The 15457-nt window shown below is 58.8% G+C and carries 16 protein-coding genes and 1 tRNA gene; 11 read left to right on the forward strand and 6 right to left on the reverse strand.

Annotation, left to right across the window (positions count from 1 at the left end; translation table 11 throughout):
* Position 1: 1 nt before the first annotated feature.
* Genes GXX95_08315 through GXX95_08330 form a run of 4 tightly spaced genes read right to left on the reverse strand, consistent with a single transcriptional unit; the run spans position 2 to position 4643 of the window.
* The gene (locus GXX95_08315) at positions 2-904 is read right to left on the reverse strand and encodes a type II secretion system F family protein (protein ID NLT38146.1); all 903 of its coding nucleotides are present in this window, start codon (positions 902-904) and stop codon (positions 2-4) included.
* 9 nt (positions 905-913) lie between these two features.
* Positions 914-1897, reverse strand: coding sequence for a type II secretion protein F (locus GXX95_08320; protein NLT38147.1), 984 nt, complete (start codon positions 1895-1897; stop codon positions 914-916).
* A gap of 46 nt (positions 1898-1943) precedes the next feature.
* The gene (locus GXX95_08325; GenBank protein ID NLT38148.1) at positions 1944-3692 is read right to left on the reverse strand and encodes a type II/IV secretion system ATPase subunit; all 1749 of its coding nucleotides are present in this window, start codon (positions 3690-3692) and stop codon (positions 1944-1946) included.
* A 9-nt stretch (positions 3693-3701) separates the two neighbouring features.
* Positions 3702-4643 (reverse strand): hypothetical protein, encoded by a 942-nt coding sequence (locus tag GXX95_08330; GenBank protein ID NLT38149.1) that lies wholly within the window; start codon positions 4641-4643, stop codon positions 3702-3704.
* Positions 4644-4950: 307 nt separating this feature from the next.
* Between GXX95_08330 and GXX95_08335 the strand changes: the two genes are divergently transcribed.
* Positions 4951-5023 (forward strand) — tRNA-Phe (locus GXX95_08335).
* Between the two features lie 72 nt (positions 5024-5095).
* Complete coding sequence (locus GXX95_08340) at positions 5096-5527, forward strand: hypothetical protein (GenBank protein NLT38150.1); 432 nt, start codon at positions 5096-5098, stop codon at positions 5525-5527.
* A gap of 76 nt (positions 5528-5603) precedes the next feature.
* Here the strand turns inward: GXX95_08340 and GXX95_08345 are convergent, their stop codons facing one another.
* Entirely contained in the window at positions 5604-7427 is a 1824-nt protein-coding gene (locus GXX95_08345) for a recombinase RecA (GenBank protein ID NLT38151.1), read from the reverse strand.
* A gap of 234 nt (positions 7428-7661) precedes the next feature.
* On the opposite strand from GXX95_08345, the gene GXX95_08350 reads away from it, so the two are divergent.
* The 7 genes from GXX95_08350 to GXX95_08380 all read left to right on the forward strand — a co-directional run bounded on the left by GXX95_08350 (position 7662) and on the right by GXX95_08380 (position 13187).
* On the forward strand, positions 7662-7832 hold the full coding sequence (locus GXX95_08350; GenBank protein NLT38152.1) for a hypothetical protein: 171 nt from the start codon (positions 7662-7664) through the stop codon (positions 7830-7832).
* A gap of 260 nt (positions 7833-8092) precedes the next feature.
* Positions 8093-9127 (forward strand): deoxyhypusine synthase, encoded by a 1035-nt coding sequence (locus GXX95_08355; GenBank protein ID NLT38153.1) that lies wholly within the window; start codon positions 8093-8095, stop codon positions 9125-9127.
* Positions 9128-9203: 76 nt separating this feature from the next.
* Positions 9204-9749: a DUF531 family protein gene (locus GXX95_08360; protein ID NLT38154.1), complete on the forward strand. Its 546-nt coding sequence runs from the start codon at positions 9204-9206 to the stop codon at positions 9747-9749.
* Between the two features lie 169 nt (positions 9750-9918).
* Positions 9919-10503 carry a hypothetical protein gene (locus GXX95_08365; protein NLT38155.1) on the forward strand — a complete coding sequence of 195 codons (585 nt, stop codon included), beginning with the start codon at positions 9919-9921 and terminating at the stop codon, positions 10501-10503.
* Positions 10504-10534: 31 nt separating this feature from the next.
* A complete protein-coding gene (locus GXX95_08370) occupies positions 10535-11038 on the forward strand; it encodes a signal peptidase I (GenBank protein NLT38156.1) in 504 nt (167 codons plus the stop codon).
* The gene (locus tag GXX95_08375; GenBank protein NLT38157.1) at positions 11035-11565 is read left to right on the forward strand and encodes a hypothetical protein; all 531 of its coding nucleotides are present in this window, start codon (positions 11035-11037) and stop codon (positions 11563-11565) included. The genes GXX95_08370 and GXX95_08375 overlap by 4 nt, the downstream gene beginning before the upstream one ends.
* A 47-nt stretch (positions 11566-11612) precedes the next feature.
* The gene (locus GXX95_08380; protein NLT38158.1) at positions 11613-13187 is read left to right on the forward strand and encodes a hypothetical protein; all 1575 of its coding nucleotides are present in this window, start codon (positions 11613-11615) and stop codon (positions 13185-13187) included.
* 23 nt (positions 13188-13210) lie between these two features.
* Here the strand turns inward: GXX95_08380 and GXX95_08385 are convergent, their stop codons facing one another.
* Positions 13211-14242 (reverse strand): phosphoribosylformylglycinamidine cyclo-ligase, encoded by a 1032-nt coding sequence (locus GXX95_08385; GenBank protein NLT38159.1) that lies wholly within the window; start codon positions 14240-14242, stop codon positions 13211-13213.
* An 88-nt stretch (positions 14243-14330) separates the two neighbouring features.
* Between GXX95_08385 and GXX95_08390 the strand changes: the two genes are divergently transcribed.
* Complete coding sequence (locus GXX95_08390) at positions 14331-14984, forward strand: RlmE family RNA methyltransferase (GenBank protein NLT38160.1); 654 nt, start codon at positions 14331-14333, stop codon at positions 14982-14984.
* 234 nt (positions 14985-15218) lie between these two features.
* On the forward strand, positions 15219-15452 hold the full coding sequence (locus tag GXX95_08395; protein NLT38161.1) for a hypothetical protein: 234 nt from the start codon (positions 15219-15221) through the stop codon (positions 15450-15452).
* The last annotated feature ends 5 nt before the right edge of the window (positions 15453-15457 follow it).

The following is a 15457-nucleotide window of genomic DNA, read 5'->3' on the forward strand; positions in this document are numbered from 1 at the left end:
GTCAGATCAACCTCGTTCCTAATAGACCTATCAGCAGCATGATGAAGCTGTGCTTCAGGCCAGTGGATATCTGCCCATCCGAGAGCACACCTGCCAGTATACCATCGCCGAACGCGTGTATGACCACGGATATGATGAACAGCAGCTGCACCGTGGGTATGATGTTGACGCGGATGGTGGCTATGGAGCTGGTATCGATCCCTGCCTTCTCTGCGCCCTCGGCCACCGCCGCCCCCGCCTCTGTCATCTTCGGCAGGAAGGTGGAGTTCAGGATGAAGATGGTGGCGATGAACACCGCGAACGCGATGTAGATGACCATCATGTAGGTGGACATGGCGATCTTGCGCTCGGCCTGGTTGAGCATGTTCTCGCGGGCATCGTGGGCGACCATAGTGAGCACGTCCGCGACCGATCCCCCGGCGTCGTTGGCCTTGATGATGATGGAGGTCATTCTCCTGATCAGGGGTGTGTCCACCCTCTCCGCGAACAGGCGCATGGCCTCGGATGCAGGCACCCCCCAGTCGATCTGGGCGGCCATCCGGCGTATCTCCGGGGTCAGCTTGCCGTAGCGGCCCCGGGAGGCCACCTTGATGGCCTGGGCCAGGGTCATGCCGAAGCGGCCGGCCTCGGCCACATCCCGCAGGAACTCCGGAAGGCGCTTCTCGATCTCCTGTATCTTCTTCCTCCGGGAGGACACGTAGAACCCATATGGCCCGCTGATGGCCATGAGCGCCAGGCTCACATAGTCTATCCATAGCAGGGGGGTGTCCAATCCGCCGATACCGTCCAATAGTCCGATGACCAGTAGTATCGCCGCTATCACCGCGGATACCATGAGGATGGTGCGGCTGTAGTCGAGCTTCTGAATGTCCAGTTGATCCAGGTCCATTATGTCCTCGGCCATGCCATCACCTCACATCGTTGACTCCTTGGTCATGTTCCAAATGAAGAATATGAAACCGAACTGGCTCATGGGGATCATGAGCCCGATCACCAGTTGCAGCAGAAGTATGGTCATGGAGCTGTCCCCGCCACCACCCGGGACAATGGCCATTATGGCCATGATGACCACCAGGAATAGCGGGAACGCGACCACCACGGTGACGAACGACTCCGCCATTAGCCCCAGGCTTTCCAGCTGGGACTTCATCTCCAGCTTTCCCTCCTTCTCGTACTGCTCCGCCTTCTGCAGGAAGTAGGGCTTGAGCTGCCCACCGGAGGTGGAGCTGGTGACCACGCCCTGCAGGAACTCCTGGAACTTTACCGACGGCGTCCTCTGGGCGGCGCGGTTGATGGCTGTAAGGATATCGATGCCCAGGAGCTCAGTGTCACGAGTGATCCACTCCGCCTCGTGCTTTATCTCACCATAGATGTCCTGCTTGGCAAGCTCCTTGAAGATGACGTCCACGTTGACATCAGCGGACGCCATTGCGGAGATGAAGCTCATGGCCGCCCCTATGCGCTTGTTGATGTCGCGGGCACGGGTCTTGGCCTTCGAGCCCGGGATCGACATCAGGACCATGTACGTGAGCAAGGGAGGCATGGCAATGAGCAGTACGGTGAACACCAGCACCAGGGCCGGTTGGACGTTGAAGAAGGCCAGGAGCAGACCTCCGAAGAGGGCGGCTATGGCCGTGCTGATGGCGAACACGATGAAGGTGCTCATCCAGACGTAGGCTACGTACTCCTCGGGCCTCATCCTCATGTGGGCCTGCAGAAGTTGCTGCTCCAGCTTGGGATTGGGCTTAGCTCGTAGCTTCGCCGCCTTCCCCATCGTCCTCCAGCACAGCATCTGATAGGGAGTGAGGGCGATGTAGTCGGGAATGACCCCTTCAGGCAACTTGATGATATGGGGTCCCCAGACCTCAGTATGCTCCGAGGTCCTCTTGGTCTTCATGTAGTTCTTGTTCTTGGCATCGAACTTGGTGAATGAATCGGAGATATCAGGCGCCAACGGCGATCCCCCCTTCCTGCAGCTCCCGGCGGACCTTGGTAACGGTCTTGTCCGGGTCCTTGAGGTACTGGTTGATCAGCTCCCAGATCTTGTGGTGATCGGTGATATCTCTGAACACCATGTACTTGATGAGGTCCACCCGCCGGTCGAACTCGGCGGACATCTCCTCGTTGGTGAGGTTCTTCATCTCCATGATCTTGTCGAAGAGGAAGCTGTGGCCCTTGAACACGAAGCGGTCCGTGGCCTGGTCCCACTCGTACACCGTGTTGGAAATGAGCTCATTGGTGTCGGGCTCGAAGCCAACGATCTCGATGACCTGCTTCATGCGCCTGGTGAGGTCCTGGCCTACCCTGACCTGAGATTGTATGATGACGTTCCTGAGGGCCGTGAGCAATATACGGGGACAGTTGATAGGCTGGTTCTCCAGCCTGTTGACCATTGATTGGACGGAGTCGGCGTGCATGGTGGAGTAAGTGGTATGCCCGGTGGCCATGGCCTGGAACATAGTGTACGTCTCCTTACCTCGGACCTCTCCCACGATGATGTAGTTGGGCCTCTGACGCAGCGAGGCCCGCATCAGATCGTACATGTCGATCTCTCCTGCGGTCTTCCCGTCCGGACCCCTTTCTCCCACACCGGACCGGGTCGTACCCGGGATCCAGTTCATGTGCGGGAGGTTGATCTCACGGGTATCCTCCATGGTAACGATCTTGGCGCCGGGAGGAATGAACAGTGCCAGGGAGTTCAGCGTGGAGGTCTTCCCCGACGCCGTGCCGCCGCAGATGATCATCGATTCCCCGTTCTCCACGCCCAGCCAGAAGTACGCGATCATCTCCGCGCTGGCGGTCTTGGACTTCACCAGGTGCACGGGGGTGAAAGGCTTCTCCTTGAACCGCCGTATGGTGAAGGTGGAGCCTCTTGTGGTCACCTCGCGGGCGTACGTGGCCTGTATACGGTGACCTTCCGGGGATGTGCCGTCCAATATGGGGTTGGACACCGAGATCTGCTTACCCGATCTCTGGCCAAGAGCGACCACATAGTTATTGAGCGCATCCTCATCATCGAAGATCAGTCCGGTCTTGAGGCTTCCGTACTTGCGGTGGTATATGAACAGGGGGATGCCCACTCCGTCACAGGAGATATCCTCGATGTTCTCGTCGCGCATGAGGATGTCCACCTTTCCGTAGCCGACGAAGTCGCGCAAGATGTAGTAGTTGAGCTTCTTCTTCAGCAGAGGATCGACCTTCATCCCCCTGCTGGTGAGATATGACTCCACGCTCTCCACCAAGTATTCCTTCTTGTCCAGGCTGGTGAGCTTGGTCCACTCGTACCCCAGGGCACGTCCCAGGGTGTCCTTGATAAGGAGGAGGAGCTTCTCATCATCCTCCGTGAGCTGGGGCTCCAGCGACTCCATGAAGTACTCGCTGGTCTCATTGTCATAGGTGATGCGGGCGTAGCTGTATGGCTCCAGCACCGGGTACAGCTCGACCGATTCCACATGCGTGTTCTCTATCTTGGGTATCTCCGTGATGATGGAGCCTACGCCCTTGGACCACTCGATCTTCTGCTTGACCTCGGCCTTGGAGAGCATGACCCTGCCGGCCCTGTTGGGAGCCACCCTCCGTATGAACTTCAGGTACCTGTCCCGCGCCTTCTCCACGGCCCTATCCTTGGGGGGCTCAGGATCGACCATTTTGGTCCTCTTCCCCTTCTTGTTCATCGGTTCGGCCTCATGCATGTTCTCACCTCAGGACGTCAGCATGGTCATGCTGACGTAGGCACGGTTGTAGGCGATGGTCCCACAGTTGTTCAAGGTCAGGCTTATCTGCACAACATCATCGGAGGCGACCACAGGGAGCGCGGGCGTGAGCACGTAATCCGTACCTGAGACCAGGCCTGCACCGGCCAAGGCGTCATTGAAGTATCTCCACCATGCCGCACCGTAGGTGGTGTTCATGGTCATCTTCCATGTCTTGTCCCCGGCCGCGGCGTACGTCTGTGCATCTATGTACAGCAGGTCCAGGCTGAATCCCACGGTCTCCGAACCGGTCAAGGACTGGTTGGTACCGATTATGTCCACCTCAGTGAAGCCCACGTTGATGCTCCCGGCGTTCTTGGATATGTCCAGGTTAGGGAAGGCCCTCATGGTTTGGCCATCCTGCTGCTTGATGAGGATGGCCCCGTTTTCATACGCTATCCACTGCTGCACGTAGTACCGGTTGGGCGCGTACAGTTCTATCTTACCCCCACCGGAGACGTCCACCTTGATGTCCTCAGTGGTGGTCGCGTAACTGAACTGAATGTTCAATCCGGTTGTGCCCACTCCTTGTGGGACCCGCGATATCAGTCCAGCTGTGGGAGTGGCGAACACCGGCACCCCCTCCGAGCCCACGGTTATAGGCGCGTACATGTTGAGCGAGGTATCTCCCGTCGTCCTCTCCTGGGCGATCATGCTGTCGACCTTCCCCTTGAGCTCTCCGAACTGGTCCATGACCTTGTTCATGTGCGAGCGCTCATTGTCCAGCATCCATGCGGGGACATAGGAGTTGACGATCAGGGACATGAAAGCCAGGAAGACCAACAGGGCCATGATCGTACCGATGGTGGAGGCGACCCCCTGGCGGTCCTTCTTTAAAAGAGCTACCCTGCGAGATCTTGTCAGAGCCCTAGTGCGCACTGGTACCACCATGATCCTTTACTCCACAATCGAGCTTTGAAAAACATGGGCTCCATCTTAAAGCCTTCTAGCTGGATTGCAAAAACACATAGTGACATGTTGGAACAGATAATTATATTCAAGATGACACATGAATAAAGTTGCATGGCCATGGCCGGCGGGGTGATTATCAGAAGCGTGAACGAAGGCCCTCACGGCCCGGTTCAGACCGCCTTCCTATCGTTTATCGGAACGCTTTGCCGACCTCATGCATTCTATTTTCTTGGGTCGGCTCGACTAGGAAGATTTATAATGCGGGTGCCGTTTACTCACCGGCAACGCCGCAGTAACTCAGCTGGGAGAGTGCAAGACTGAAGATCTTGAAGTCGCTGGTTCAAGTCCGGCCTGCGGCACTCCTTCTAATTTTCTGATCCCTGGTGCAAATCTCTATTAGTGGTCCCGGTTATCGCCTCTGGGGCGCAACAATGCAGCTATTGGGTTTTGAGACCAACACCATCGAGGCCAAACGCTTCTCCAAGGCTGGAGAGCATATGGCGAACATCCGCATAGATCACAACAGCACAGTCACTCAGATCAGCCGTTCCTCCGACAGGACGGCCTCCGTGGAGTTCAGGTTCACCGTCAACTACGTGGGGATGGGATACATCAAGATAGAGGGGAACGTGCTCTTGGAGGGCGAGGTCGATCCGCTCATAAAGGAATGGAGCGCCACTTCGTCGATGCCCAATGAGGACGCGAACATCGTTCACAATATCGTGGTCTCCAACTGCATTCCCACCGCGCTTCTCATCGCCCGGGACATAAGGCTCCCTCCCCCATTCCCCTTGCCCCGCATCAACATCGAGAAGAAGGCCGGGCCCGCCCCTCGCACCCAGCCGGGGCCGGAGTTCGCCTGAGGGTTGAGCTTAAGGAATGTCGGCATGCACAATGCATCGACCTGAGCCCGTCCCTCTTTGATCGGAGGGCGCACCCTCACTTGATGTGGTCCAGAGCGAAGGACCCGATGCTTAGGCCATGGCGGGTGGCAGTATAGCGGATATACGACCGTGACTGCACATCCGTTATTCCCTTGATCATGAAGAACAGCTTCAGCTGGTCGACCTTGAAGTCCACCATTCCGTCCATGATGGAGCCGAGCATCTGTATCTCCTGCTCGCCGTGCATACCTTTCTCGATGGTATACATGGAGACGGCCCGGTCCCTCTTCCTCCGGCCGCAGAAGGGGCTAAGGAAGCGGAACGCGGTGTTGGGATCAGAGTAGGCGATCAACGTGGATATGGTGCGGAAGGCCAGGCGATAGTACTCATGCTTCTCCCGGAACGCCTTGGCCGCTTCGTCCACAGCCTCCATGATCTTGTCGTGGGCGGTGGGCTCGTCGATATATACTGTATATTTGTCGACGGTGGTGTCTCCCATGCTTCGGGAGTAGGAGTCGACGTACTTGACCAGCCCCAGGGCCTCGTAGTCCTCGTATGACGGGAGGACCAGCTTCATCTCCTCCCTCAGGTCCGAGGTGGTCTTGTCGGTGGACACCCATATGGCAGGGATGCCCTTCTTCAGTCCCTCGGCGATGAACTGGTTAACCATGGTCTCCTTCCCCACGAAGGGGGGGCCGTGCACCAGCACGTTCGAACCGAAGGGTATGCCTCCCAGAAGGAGGTCGTCCAGGCGGGGGTTGCCGGTCTTGACCTTTGCAGAATCGGCCTCCAGGGCGATGTCCGCCTCCTTGTGCTTGAGCTCCTCTTCGATGGCTCCCTGTTCCCTGGTCCTCAGCTCCGCTTCCTTGTTGCGGATGTACTCCTCTTTGGCCTTGAGGTCCCGCTCCTTCTTGTCGACCTCTGCCTTCAGCTCGTCCAGGCGCTTCTTCAGCTCCGCTTCCTCCAGGCCTCCGGTGATGCGCTTGGCCTCTTCCAGGCGGCGCTTCTCCTCGGTGACCTTGCGCTCGCGGAAGCTGAGGTCCTCCTCCCTGCGGGCCAGCTCGTTCTCGCGGTAGCTGATGATCTCCTTCAGCCCTTTGAGCTCATCCTCCCTCTCGTTCAGGAGGTCCCTCAAGCTATTGACGGTATCCTGCATCTCCAGGACCCTTCTCTCCCGGTCCTGGTAGCCCTTGAGCTTCTGCTCCATCTCCTTGTTGGCCTCTGGCTTGGACATCTTGGAAAGCTTCAGCTCGTCATCTCTCAGCTTGATCTCTATCTCCTTGGCCCTCAGGTCCGCCTCCGTCCGCTCCAGCTGGGCACGGAGCTCGGCCTCCTTCCTCTGCGCCTCAGCGTCCTTTTCGCTGATCTCGGCCTTGTACCGTTCCAGCATGACCGGGTCGCCCAAACCGTTGAGGTTGATGGCCCTCTCCCTGGCCTCCAGATCGTTCTCCCTCTCCCGAAGCTGCGCCTCCCTCTCCTGAAGCGACTCCGGGGTCGTGGCCGAGGCACGCTCCCTGAGCTCACGGTTGACTGTGGTCAAACGCTCGACCTCGGCCCTCAGGCCGGCAACCTCCTGGTCGCTGATCGAACCTCCACCGGAGGATAACGTCTTCTTAAGGGAGGCGATCTCCATTTCGTACAAGGCTATCTTCTGCTCCAGGGCAGGGTCCTGGTCCAGAACGTTGGTGGTGCCATAGAAAGTAGGCTGCTGAGAGGGGTCCTCCTCCAACCATGCCATCAAGGTGGACTCTCCCGCCATCCACCTGCGCAGATCGTCAGCTCTGGCTGCGGCGATGTCCCCTGTGCTTGGGACGATGGCGGTTGAATCTCCGTCGGCCTCGGAGGCACCCTCCTCTCGGGCCTTTCTTTTACGTGCCAATTGCGCACCTGTGGTTATTGAGTATCTTGGAGAGCGTTTGAGGGCATATTAACGATTTCCTGCTATTTTATTCTCAATTGATAATACGTCCCGCCCCTATGGGGCGGGGTAAAAAACGGCCTCAATCTGACCCTATCCAGCATGCTAATCAGTCCGGATAGCTAGAAACAAAAACATATATACCGACATCCTCATTCGATTAGGATAGCGAGAGCGTCGCGTGGAGTTCTAAGCATGGAGAAGCAGATACATGTCAAGATCGACAAGAAGAGCGACTTGACTCTCCGTGAGGTGCTCAGGAAGATCGAGGAGATCCAGGCCGAGCATCCCGAACTAGACGTCTTCTTCGACGGGGACATATATGCGATCTGCAGCCGTCCCCGCAAAGTCCCCGAAAAGGTGTGATCACTCTAACGGTCTTCGCATCCTCCGCTCTCGATGCTGCCACATCCCCTTCTAGTAGGTTAAACTTCTGGTGCCTTGCCTGCTTCTTCCTCGTCACCAGCATCGCTGTCCCGCTTCCCAGACCCTGGCGGCCACGGGTAAAATGAGCTAAGCTTAATAACGCTGATATCATCACCATATATTGACGGGCGGCCGATGACCTGAGCAGGGCGTACCTGACGGTCTGTCGATGCTTTCGTCGAAGTGCTGAGTGGATGATCATGAAGAAGAAAGACCTCCTCAAGAAGACCGTCAAGCACGTTGACGCGACCAAGTACGACTCCACGCCTATCATTGACAGCATGCGCGAGATGTCTTTCACCTCTCGCGACACCGCGCGGGCAGCGGATATCCTGAAGATGATGGTGGAGGACAAGGATTGCACCACCTTTCTTACGCTTGCGGGGAGCACTAGCGCCGGCGGTTGCATGAACGTCTACGCGGATATGATCAAGTACAACATGATCGACGCCGTGGTAGCTACCGGGGCCTCCATAGTCGACATGGACTTCTTCGAGGCCTTGGGCTTCAAACACTATCAGGGAACGCCGTTCATCGATGACCACATGTTGCGAAACAACTACATAGACCGCATATACGACACCTACATAGACGAGGAGCAGCTCCAGAAGTGCGATTCCACAATAAAGGCGATCGCTGACAAGTTGGAACCGCGCCCCTACTCCTCCAGGGAGTTCATCAGGGAGATGGGCAGGTACCTCACCAAGAACGCCAAGAAGAAGAACTCCCTGGTGGAGCTGGCGTTCAAGCACCACGTCCCGGTGTTCTGCCCCGCGTTCTCGGACTCCAGCGCCGGCTTCGGCCTGGTGATGCATCAGGCCGCCAACCCCAAGGAGCACATATCTATAGACTCCGTGAAGGACTTCTTTGAGCTGACGCGCATCAAGATGAACGCCAAGACATCAGGGCTGTTCATGATAGGGGGCGGGGTCCCCAAGAACTTCGCACAGGACACCGTGGTGTGCGCGGAGTGCCTGGGAAAGGACGTCCCCATGCACCAGTATGCTGTGCAGATCACCGTAGCCGATGTCCGTGATGGCGCCTGTTCCAGCTCCACCCTGAAGGAAGCAAGTTCCTGGGGGAAGGTGGAGACCACCTATGAGCAGATGGTCTACGCCGAGGCCACCACAGTGGTGCCGCTCATATTCAGCTACGTCTACCACAACACGGACCTCAAGAAGCGTCGAAAATACGAGTGGGCGAAGATGCTGGACACCAACTCGGACCTTGCGTGAGCAGGTCCCACCCTCTCATCCTTTTTTTCGGGCGTACCTTTTATGGGGTAGCAGGCAATGGCGCCAAAGGAACACCATGTCACGCCTGGGCCGTCCCACCATCGCCTTGTACAACTCCTACGATCCCCGCAACTTCCGTGAGGCCCACCGCCGCGCGCTGGCAAGGGCGGGACCCCTGGCCCTGGCCTTCGACTTCAACCTCGTGACCTTCGGGTTCCCCTTCCCCCAGGAGCTGGGCACTCCCCAGGAGATCGCGGACTGGGTCGCCACCACCACTTCCATAGGGGAGAACGGACAGTTCCTCAGGGAGCTCACGTCCAAGGGGCGGTTCCAAACCTTCCCCTACCCCAACCGGGGCTTTCCCCCGCAGCTTGGAGAGGCGGTCCTGACCACGCGCAAGCCCGAGGAGGGTAAGAAGGTGAGCTTGGACGAAATCATCATCCTTCTGAGACAGGGGCGGAGCGTCATGGTGGTGTTCGGGCTGGGCCCCAAGGGCGCTCCCCGAGAGGTGTTCGATATGGTCCGTAAACACTTTGACATCACCCCTGGAGGCTTCTCATTGGAGACCTGCACCGCCATGGGAGCGGTGGTGGGGGCGATCGCCCATCGGCTCGCGGTGTAGGCCATCCCACCGCCATCTGGAAGGTGCTAGCCATATCCATCTGGATGTATTATTATAGGCTGATTACCAATAAAGCGAACAAGATACTAACTGTTATATCGTAACCTCGTCCAACGGGTCTCGGGGACCGAGCAGGTCCATCCTCGGCAACCTGAGGAGAGATGGGTACATGATCAAGAGAAGAGCAATCATCGCGTTTCTGGCGCTGACAATGGTCGCTGTCATGAGCAGCGGGGCATTGTACGCGTATTTCAACGATACCGAGACCAGCAGCGGCAACTCGTTCACTGCCGGTACCATCGATCTGACCGTGGACGCCCAGAACCCATGGGCTGCTACCGCGTTCACGGCCGAGAACCTGGTGCCCGGTTCCACGGGATTCAAGACCATGCTGCTGACCAACGCTGGCAACTCCCCCGGTACCCTGACCGGACGCCTGACGAACATCAACAATGGAGCAGGCTCCACCCCCGAGCCGGAGGCGCTTCTGGGCACCGATGCTGGTGAGCTTGGGGACAACATGATGATAACCGTGTGGGTGGACAGCAACAGCAACGGTATCGTCGACGGGACGGAGACCACCGCCTACACGGGCACGGTCAACTCCGCCACCACCAGCTGGAACCTGGGCTCGCTCGCAGGAGGGGCCACCTCCAAGGTGTCCGTCAAGTATCTGGTCCCGACCTCTGTGGGAAACGTGATCCAGGGCGACATCTGCACCTTCAGCATCGAGTTCACCCTGACCCAGACATAGGCCTGGACGCATTATTCCATGGAGGGTTGAGGTGAGGTTCAGGCCACGTCAAATAGGGATCGTCGCGATAGCAGCGTTCCTAGCACTGGCGCTGGCGGGTTCCCTGGCCCCGGCCTTAGGATGGAGGATGGACGTGGTGCGGTCCGGAAGCATGTCCCCCGCCATCAACGTTGGGGATCTAGCAGTGACCTCCCCGGAGCGGCCGGAGGACCTGGCGGTGGGCGATGTAGCCTGCTACCGGACCTTAGATGGCTCATTGGTGTGCCACCGCGTCATCGCAATGGACAGTGCCAGCGCCATCATGGTCACCAAGGGCGATGCTAATGAGGATGCGGACCCGTATCCCGTAGCCTATGGGGATGTGGAGGGTAAGGTAGAGCTCACCGCACCCTACCTGGGTTACGTGGTTAACTTCCTGCAGGGACCGCTCGGGTGGGCGGCCATCGTCCTCTTGGGGGTGCTCATCATCGTCAACGAGGCCAAGGGAGAGAACGGCAAGAGCGACGCCCAGGGCCCCAAGGAGGGAGGCGAGTGATCCCCAGAAAGGTATGGGCGATCATGCTCGCGGCCGTGACGCTCATCTCCTTAGGTACAGGGGAGATCGCGTGCCACTACGTGGACACCGAGGTCTCATCGGTGATCTACACGTCTGGGGGGATACCCCTGCTGTGGAAGCAGACCAGCATGGAGGATTACGCCAGCGGCACAGCGACCGGCACCGACGTTACTTCTTATCCAGGTGACATCATGCTCCAGCCATCGGAGACGGGATCCTTTACATCAGCGGTCTTCGACACGGGTAAGGCGGGAACGATATTCGACCACGCGTTCTGGGACCGTATCCTCCCCGCAGGAACCTCGATAATCGTAGAGGTGCGAGCGAATGATACCCTCTCCGGAGGAGTCCCGAACGATGCCTGGGAGGACCTGGGAGATGGCACCCATGCCTCTCTCGAAGGATTGACCGGACGATATGTGCAGTGGCGCGCCGTTCTGACCAGTGAGGTGCTGGGCGAAACCCCGGTGCTGGAAGAGGTGAGGCTATACTACCGTCTCGCTTAGGGCGAAGGCATAGGCTCACCCGAGCAGCGGCCTGTCTTATCGCTTTAATGTTCCTCGTCTCCTTCCCCCTGCCGGGGGCGGACGCTGCCAGCGGGGCCGTGGACCTGGTCCTGGGGGGACAGGGGAGCGTGGCCTGGAGCGCCGGCTCCATGATGCCCGGGGACACAGGTACCACCACCATCGAGATCCGCAACGCCGGCTCCATCACCGCCAACCTGATGATATGGATAAGCAACGTCCAGGAGACCGATCTGCGGGGCGACGGGGCGGCCCTAAGCAAGTACCTGCAGTTCCATTTATCATCCAACGGCCTCCACACCTCCTTGTCCTTACCTTCTCCCCTGAAGGACCTCCCGGACCACCCTGCCGATGAGAACCAGCTCCTGATCGGTCCGCTGTCCGCGGGGGAGTCGGTGACCGCCATATGGTCCTGGGAGTTCGTGGATACGGGCACTCCGCAGAACGACGCCCAGGGCGATGGCCTCAGCTTCAGCATAAATTACCTCCTGGTGGACATACCAGTGGGCGGGAGCTCGTACAACTTCGTGATCGTTGACTTCCTGGGGAAGGAGACCGTGGTCGGCACCGACATCAACGGGAACACCCTGGAGACGGTGATCGCCACCGACCGGACAGGCCGCTTTAGCCTCCACCTTCCGGAGGGGACCTCCATCACCACATCCGACAGTATGGTACCCACCAGGATCACCCTATCCGTGGCCAACGCCTCGCTGTTGCCCACCGGCCCCCCGGGGGCGGAAACGGTGGCGGCCTACAGCTTCGATGGACGCCTAGGCAACGGTACAATAGTGAAGGTGAACTTTTCCCCCATGCCGGAGATCGTAGTGGGGCTTAATACCTCAGCGCTGCCCCGGGGCTCCACCATCCTGGGCCTGTACCAGCTGAACGGAGGTTCCTGGGGTCGATTAACGCCGATATCGGAGACCACCGTGACCTGGGAGGTAAGGAGCTACGTGAGCAACACCGGGGCCCTGGCAGTGTTCGTGGCCTCGGGCGGCACCGTGGCCCGCCTGGCCGTCCATGACTTCAAGGTCACCATGAACGTCAACGAGATGTGGTGGCCCCTGGTCCTGATGACCAGCCGCGGAGGGTCCATCACCGCGACCATGGCGATAGTGAACGAGGGGAACAGCTCTGGAAGCTATGACCTCACTATGATCCTGGACGGGGAGCAGGTGGCCTCCGAGAAGGTCGCCCTGGAGCCGGGGGAGGCCAAGAACATCACCTTTCGGGCCACCAACCTGGCTGACGGCGCGCACGAGGTGACCGTGGGCGGTGAGACCCAGAGCTTCGTAACCGGCACCACGGTGGAATGGCCATCCCTCATCGTCCTCGTCACGGCGATCGTCGCGGGGGTGTTCCTGCTGACCAGGAAGAGGAAGCCCAAGAAGGAGATGCCGGAGATCCTGAAGACCGACTACAAGAAGAGGGTCGTCCGGGAGCTGGGGGAGATGAACCTCTCCTATTCCGAGCTGTCATCCCTTACCAATATCGAGGACGTGCACCTGCAGAAGGTCCTGGAGGAGCTGCTGGAAGAGGGCAGGTTGGTCCATTTCCGGGAGAAGGGGACGGAGATGTGGTCCCTTGCCGGTAAGCGTTGACGCCCGACCGGCCGTGGGGACTCTCAGTACTTGTTGTAACGTATGTCGAGCGACGGCACGGTCACTCCCTCCCCGGAGATGACCGTGCCCACGACGCGTGCGCCATCCCCATAGATGGAGCGGACCTTCTGAGCCTCCTCGGGAGGGCACACCAGAGCGAAGCCCATGCCCATGTTGAACGTCTGGTACTGCTCCGCCAGCTCCAGCGAGCCGATGTCCGCCAGCACCTGGAAGATGGGATTCACGGGCATGGGGTCCTCGATCACGATGCCTATGCCCTTGCGCATACGCAGGAAGTTGCGCAGCCCACCGCCCGTTATGTCGATCATCCCATGCACCGTGCACTTCTCCACGATCTCCAGCACCTTGCGGACATAGATCTCCGTGGGGGTCAGCAGCTCCAGGCCGATGCTCTGTCCCAGCTGCGAGAAACTCTGGTCCAGGCCGATGCCGTTGGACTCCAGGACCTTTCTCGCCAGTGTTAGGCCGTTGGAGTGCACGCCCGATGACGGCAGCCCCACGATAACGTCGCCGGGGGCGACCTTGGAGCCGTCGATGATGCGCTCCTTCCGCACCATGCCCAGGCAGCAGCCCGAGAGGTCCAGCTCCTTCATTATCTCGGGAAGCACGGCCACCTCCCCTCCCACCAGATCGCAGTTGGCCAGCTCGCACCCGCGGTTAAGGCCGATGCCGATCTCGCCCATGAGCTCAGGGTCCGGGTGGTCAATGGCGAGGTAGTCCACGAAGGAGATGGGCTCCGCCCCCACGCAGATGGTGTCGTTGACGTTCATGGCCACGCAGTCGATGCCGATGGTATCCCATTTGCCCATGGCCTTGGCCACTAGGAGCTTGGTGCCCACGCCGTCGGTGCACAGGGTGAGGGCCACGTCGCCGAAGTCAATGAGCCCGGTGAACTGTCCCGGGAGGTCGATCATCCTGACCGGTCCCGACCGGCGGAAGACCAGCTGCTTGACCAGTGCCTCGATGGCCTGCGATTTAGCATCAATGTTCACTCCCGCCTGGGCATATGTGAGGGGCTTCTTGCTGCCGGACATACTGACCGATACGGTATCCTCTCCAGGACTTGAAACCTTTTATCGGCAGGAGGATAATCTTTAAGGACGAGGCGAGAATTGCTCATTCATGAGCAAGCGCTGGCTTAAGGAGAGGAAGCAGGACTTCTACTACCGCAAGGCCAAGCAGCTGAACTACCGCTCGCGGGCCTCGTTCAAACTTCATCAGATAAACGAGCGCTTCGGCATCTTCCAGGAGGGCGGATCGGTGGTGGACCTGGGTGCGGCTCCCGGAGGATGGCTGCAGATCGCCAAGGAGCGTGTGGGGCCCAAGGGGAAGGTGGTGGGGGTTGACCTGCAGCACATCGCACCCTTGGAAGGAGTGAGCACCATTCGCGGGGACATGACCCGGCCGGAGACGGTGGAGGAGCTCAGGTCCCTGCTCGGGGGCAAGGCCGATACGGTCATCTCCGATATGTCCCCCAACATCAGCGGCAACTATTCTATCGATCATGCGCGGTCCGTGGACCTGTGCACCCATGCCCTGGAGTTCGCCCTCCGGACCCTGAGGCCCGGCGGCTCCCTGGTCATGAAGATATTCGAGGGGGACATGATGAACGAGTTCATCTCGGAGGTCAAGAAGAGCTTCTCCTCTGTCCGCCTGCACTCCCCCAAGGCGTCCCGTTCCAGCAGCTCGGAGATCTATATCGTGGCCAAAGGGTTCAAGGGGTATAGGGAGGCGGCCGCTCCAGATGATGGCGGACCCGCTGGCCTAGAGGCCTGATCCGCAACTTAATATCAATACTGATTTCTAGATATTTACTAATTATATACTTACCTAGATGATTTCGTATTAGGGAGCGGAGAACCCCCCCTAATCAGAACCTCAATCGATCATCCATTTTTCCTCCGCCGCTCCCACCTTTTTCTCCTCACTATGTTCGCTCTCCCTATCCTATCGGCACGTCTGGAACGTAGGGGTGATTCTTTAAATTCAACCCCTGCTATTCCTTGAACCATGATTACCTATCTCACGATAACATTCAATACCGAGGGTGCCCGCCCATCAGAGGTCATGGACGCCCTTCACGGCCTGGGTTTCGAGCCCACCACCGGAAGCTACGATTTCATCTACCGGTGGGGCAACAAGGCGACGGTGGAGGATGCTATCTATCTCGCTGACAAGGTGCATCAGACCCTCAAGGGGAAGCATGTTCTGTTCAAGCTGCAGACAGTGAGCGACTACCTCTGAGGAGC

This window comes from Methanomassiliicoccus sp. (genome assembly GCA_012719175.1).
In the GTDB taxonomy this organism is placed as follows: domain Archaea; phylum Thermoplasmatota; class Thermoplasmata; order Methanomassiliicoccales; family Methanomassiliicoccaceae; genus UBA6.

What these genes read in the sequence shown, in the direction of transcription:
- GXX95_08315 (NLT38146.1), bottom strand. Translation starts at nt 904, where the DNA reads ATGGCCGAGGACATAATGGACCTGGATCAACTGGACATTCAGAAGCTC.
- GXX95_08320 (NLT38147.1), bottom strand. Translation starts at nt 1,897, where the DNA reads ATGAAGACCAAGAGGACCTCGGAGCATACTGAGGTCTGGGGACCCCAT.
- GXX95_08325 (NLT38148.1), bottom strand. Translation starts at nt 3,692, where the DNA reads ATGCATGAGGCCGAACCGATGAACAAGAAGGGGAAGAGGACCAAAATG.
- GXX95_08330 (NLT38149.1), bottom strand. Translation starts at nt 4,643, where the DNA reads ATGGTGGTACCAGTGCGCACTAGGGCTCTGACAAGATCTCGCAGGGTA.
- GXX95_08340 (NLT38150.1), top strand. Translation starts at nt 5,096, where the DNA reads ATGCAGCTATTGGGTTTTGAGACCAACACCATCGAGGCCAAACGCTTC.
- GXX95_08350 (NLT38152.1), top strand. Translation starts at nt 7,662, where the DNA reads ATGGAGAAGCAGATACATGTCAAGATCGACAAGAAGAGCGACTTGACT.
- GXX95_08355 (NLT38153.1), top strand. Translation starts at nt 8,093, where the DNA reads ATGAAGAAGAAAGACCTCCTCAAGAAGACCGTCAAGCACGTTGACGCG.
- GXX95_08360 (NLT38154.1), top strand. Translation starts at nt 9,204, where the DNA reads ATGTCACGCCTGGGCCGTCCCACCATCGCCTTGTACAACTCCTACGAT.
- GXX95_08365 (NLT38155.1), top strand. Translation starts at nt 9,919, where the DNA reads ATGATCAAGAGAAGAGCAATCATCGCGTTTCTGGCGCTGACAATGGTC.
- GXX95_08380 (NLT38158.1), top strand. Translation starts at nt 11,613, where the DNA reads ATGTTCCTCGTCTCCTTCCCCCTGCCGGGGGCGGACGCTGCCAGCGGG.
- GXX95_08385 (NLT38159.1), bottom strand. Translation starts at nt 14,242, where the DNA reads ATGTCCGGCAGCAAGAAGCCCCTCACATATGCCCAGGCGGGAGTGAAC.
- GXX95_08390 (NLT38160.1), top strand. Translation starts at nt 14,331, where the DNA reads ATGAGCAAGCGCTGGCTTAAGGAGAGGAAGCAGGACTTCTACTACCGC.
- GXX95_08395 (NLT38161.1), top strand. Translation starts at nt 15,219, where the DNA reads ATGATTACCTATCTCACGATAACATTCAATACCGAGGGTGCCCGCCCA.